The 2883-nt window shown below is 50.0% G+C and carries 4 protein-coding genes and 1 tRNA gene; all 5 read left to right on the top strand.

The genetic code is table 11. From position 1 onward, the window contains the following. On the top strand, window positions 1-547 hold a 547-nt coding region (locus Q0628_RS01500), incomplete at its 5' end, for a hypothetical protein (RefSeq protein ID WP_298767810.1). 94 nt (window positions 548-641) lie between these two features. Further along, the gene (locus tag Q0628_RS01495) at window positions 642-1073 is read left to right on the top strand and encodes a hypothetical protein (RefSeq protein WP_170930500.1); all 432 of its coding nucleotides are present in this window, start codon (window positions 642-644) and stop codon (window positions 1071-1073) included. 330 nt (window positions 1074-1403) lie between these two features. Further along, a complete protein-coding gene (locus Q0628_RS01490) occupies window positions 1404-1880 on the top strand; it encodes a hypothetical protein (protein ID WP_298767809.1) in 477 nt (158 codons plus the stop codon). 45 nt (window positions 1881-1925) lie between these two features. Further along, window positions 1926-2009 (top strand) — tRNA-Leu (locus Q0628_RS01485). A 115-nt stretch (window positions 2010-2124) separates the two neighbouring features. Continuing rightward, window positions 2125-2727, top strand: coding sequence for a GNAT family protein (locus Q0628_RS01480; protein ID WP_298767808.1), 603 nt, complete (start codon window positions 2125-2127; stop codon window positions 2725-2727). The last annotated feature ends 156 nt before the right edge of the window (window positions 2728-2883 follow it).

Here is a 2883-nt window from a genome sequence, read left to right as displayed (position 1 = left end):
CATGACCCTGCGCGAAATTGCAGTTTCGTTCAGCCGCGAAATGGACAAAATCAGCCGGGTCGGAGTCAAGGCTCCCCCGCATTCGACCGTCGAACGGTTCGAGCGCGAAGTCCTGGCCAAGGTTTCGAGCATGCGCCGCTACGCGGCAAGCCGCCATGGGTGGCTCGAAAGATTGCAGGCGGTCAACCAGCAAGTGGCAAACCTCCCTGCAAGCGTCCAGATACCCTTGCGCGGGACGCTTGATTCCGCGCGTGCCGGCTACCTGGTCGGAATTGCAGGCCTCGGCGACTCCGTCGTGAACGCCATTCCCGATTCAACCAAGGATGCCATATTCGCCCTGCTCCAGGACAACGAAGAACAGACTCTTGCATGGAGCCGCTTCAACAGCGAACTCGCCGCCATGTACAGCGAAGACCTGATTCAGTTTTTCCAGAGCCAGAGCATGGAAGAAATGTCGCTCAAATCCAAGATTCCCATGGCATTCTACTTCTTGACTCTCGTGCTGATGCTTTCTACCTTCTTCTTTATTTTCAGATCCAAGCAATAAGGAACTCATGCGATTTTACACTTCTAGAAAACCGGCCCTTTTGAATTTTTCCTTGCTGCTGTTTTTTTTGGCAGGATGGCTTTTTTCGTACATCATGCCTGCCCTCAAAGGCTTGATGCAAGAAGAGCACTTGTTCTACGGAACGGTTTCGCATGCCGCTATCCCGAGCATTTTTGGCGGGAGCAACATTCCCTTTTTCGACAAAACTATCTTCCAGATTAACGGCGACGACCAGGCGAATTTTATTCTGTATGCCTCGGAAGACATGCTGAACAACATGGCCGAATGGTACAGTTTCGCCAGTCGAAACGCAGGCGACATTCCGCTTGAAATTTCGGCAAGCCGCATCGATAACAAGACCTTCATTGTCCATAGTCTTGCATCCACCGATGGCGAGATGGACTTTGACACCTTGGTCATAGACTATCAAGTCTACAATGCCTTCATCGGCTGCGCAATTGTACTTGCCTTGGCTCTTGTCTCAGTTATACTGTTTATCCTTTGGATCGTAAAAAAGAGAAAATAGCAAGCAGTTGGCAGAGCTTAGTTGGCAACAAGCAAACCGTCATTGCGAGGAACAAACGTGACGAAGCAATCCATCCTCATTTTATTGTTAGTTGCATTCTGCTTTGTACAGGCAACCCCGCAATTAGACACCTTGTTTGTCAAATACAGGAACCCTCTCGAAAACGCGTCGTTCATGTTTTCGGCCGGGAACAAATCACCCAACATGCCCGTGGGAGTTTGGCGAGCCAAAGACAACAAGCCAACAGTCGGAACTATAGTTTGGTTTCACGGCGGCATGACAAGTAACAACTGCCAAAAAGGACTTGTTGCCGGCGGAGCACTTTCTAAAATGATGCCAAACTACACCGTAGTCAGCGCATCGGCCTGCAAACAAAACCATTGGGTCGAGCCCACCACTATCAATTCTTTAGACGATGCCCTGGACAGCCTTGCCAAGCGCCAAAAGAAAGACATCGAAGAAATTTCGCTCATCGGAATTTCAGATGGATCACTTGGCGTAATCGCTTACTCCATGTGGGGCAAGCGCAAAATCAAAAACCGCATTCTCATGAGTTCGTACGGAGAATCGCTCGGACCAGCAGCACAAGTCGCCGCACAGGCTCCGTTCAAAAAAGGGCATTGGAGATTCATTCAGGGCGGCTCCGACCGGCTCTACCCCGCCGACAAGACCGTCCCCTGGATTCAGGAATTCTGCAAAAACGTAGGCACCGGATGCGACCTCAAATTCGACCCGCAGGGCGAGCACGACTGGAGCTACTGGCAAAACAAGCACAAAGACTGGATTTTAGAGATTTTTTCTAAATAACCCTTGACAAATAGGGCAAAATTTTCAAAATTTGGCTTACCCCACGCGGATGTGGTGGAACTGGTAGACACGCTAGATTCAGGTTCTAGTGCCTGCAAGGGCATGAAGGTTCAAGTCCTTTCATCCGCACTGAAAAACCGCCGGATTCGTCCGACGGTTTTTTATTTTCTCCCACAGCCCACTTCCTACTGTCTACCGCCTACTTCCTACTGCCCACTTCCAACTATTTACTACATTCCCCCTCATGGATAACTTCGAAGATTTTTTTACGGCGACTTTCGAAACGGCGACACTTGCCAATAACGTAGTGACGCTCAAGGGCCTGCGAGAAAATTCCGAGGGTCCGATTTCCGCAGAATCGATCATGCAGGCAATCGAAAAATCCCGCGAACATCTTTCGGAGTACCTCCCCTGGGTTCGCGATACCGATATTTTCGACATCAAAAAACGCATCCGTTCCTGGATCCTGAACGAACGCTTCGGACAAGGCGGTTGCTGGCTCATCTTCAAGAACACCCCCGAAAATTCTGACGGGCTGTTTGCCGGCGCCATTATGGCAGAAATCAACCTAAGAAACCATTCCGCAACGCTCAGCTACTGGCTCACCAAGCCCTTTACCGGGCAAGGGCTCATGACCGAGTCGGTCAAGCTCATCTCCAAGTTCGCCTTCGAAAAGTTGAAGCTCAACCGCCTGGAACTGCTTGTGTCCGTCCACAACGGGAAAAGCGCCGCCGTCGCCATGCGCTGCGGCTTTGTGGAAGAGGGCATAAACCGCGATTACGAGCTCATAAACGGCAAATTCGTTGACCACAGGCGATTTTCGCTTCTGGCCCGGGACGTATATTAATAGTTACAATGGTTACTCGGGTAAACGGGAAACTTAAATTAGATATGGCTTTCAGGGGTTAATTCTTCTATTTTTTTGAGTATGGAAAATGGAGAAAAGCAGAAACTCGTAGAACCGGATATCCTGCAGTACACGAACTACAGGGTATTTCTCCGC

This window comes from uncultured Fibrobacter sp., from assembly GCF_937877005.1.
Taxonomy (GTDB): domain Bacteria; phylum Fibrobacterota; class Fibrobacteria; order Fibrobacterales; family Fibrobacteraceae; genus Fibrobacter.
The sequence above is the reverse complement of the archived record's forward strand: the minus strand, read 5'-3'. Positions and strand labels throughout refer to the sequence as shown.